General features: G+C 70.5%; 1 protein-coding gene. It reads left to right on the plus strand.

The window, feature by feature from the left end; genetic code table 11:
* The first annotated feature begins 109 nt into the window (after positions 1 to 109).
* Positions 110 to 1,081, plus strand: coding sequence for an IS481 family transposase (locus tag EJA20_RS18495; protein ID WP_129339953.1), 972 nt, complete (start codon positions 110 to 112; stop codon positions 1,079 to 1,081).
* The last annotated feature ends 12 nt before the right edge of the window (positions 1,082 to 1,093 follow it).

The raw sequence follows: 1,093 nt of genomic DNA on the forward strand, positions 1-1,093 counted from the left end.
CTAGGTGTACTCGGCCAGCACGTTGGTGACGGCGTGCGGTCGTTGACGTGAGGAGAACCTCCGGCTGGGGTGTGGCTTGTCGAAGGCCCACGTCCCGCCGGAGGTTCTCGTGTCTCACGGTAATGCGCGTCTGACTGTTCATGGACGGGCCCTGCTGGTCCGCCGAGTGCTGCAGGAGCACCGCCCGGTCGCACACGTGGCCAAGGAGCTGGGTGTCTCGCGCCAGTGCGCGCACCGCTGGGTCAAACGGTTCCGCGAGGAGGGACCGGCGGGGTTGCAGGATCGTTCCTCCCGCCCGCACCACAGCCCGCCCCGCACCGCCTCGGACCTGGAGCAGGCCGTCCTCGACCTGCGTGCCAGCCAGCGCCGCGGTCCGGACTGGATCGCCGAGCAGACCGGGCTGCCGGCCCGGACCGTCTCACGGGTCCTGGCCCGCCATCGCGTTCCACGGCTGGGCGACTGCGACCCGCTGACCGGTCAACCGATCCGCGCCTCGCGGGTCACCGGGGTGCGCTACGAACGCCAGCACCCGGGCGAGCTGGTCCACATGGACGTCAAGAAGATCGGCCGCATCCCGCCCGGAGGCGGCTGGCGGGCAGCGGGCTGGACCCTGGCCAACCACCAGTCACGGGTGGACAAGACCCCGATCGGCTACGACTACGTGCACGCCCTGGTCGACGACCACTCCCGCCTGGCCTACTGCGAGATCCTGAACGATGAGAAGGGCCCCACCTGCGCCGGCTTCCTGGAGCGCGGCGCGGCCTACTTCGCCGCGCACGGCATCGCCCGCATCGAGCGCGTGATGACCGACAACGCCTGGGCCTACCGCTGGTCGCTGCGCGAGGTCGTGGCCGCTCTGGGCGCCCGCCAGATCTTCATCCGCCCGCACTGCCCCTGGCAGAACGGCAAGGTCGAGCGCCTCAACCGGACCTTGGCCACCGAGTGGGCCTACCGGCAGGTCTTCACCAGCAACGACGAGCGCGCCGCCGCCCTTGCCCCCTGGCTCGAGCACTACAACACTCGACGCCGCCACACAGCCCTCGGAGGACTCCCGCCCACCAGCCGCCTGTCACCAACGTGATGGCTCAGTACA

This window comes from Cellulomonas endophytica, from assembly GCF_004123805.1.
Lineage (GTDB): Bacteria > Actinomycetota > Actinomycetes > Actinomycetales > Cellulomonadaceae > Cellulomonas > Cellulomonas endophytica.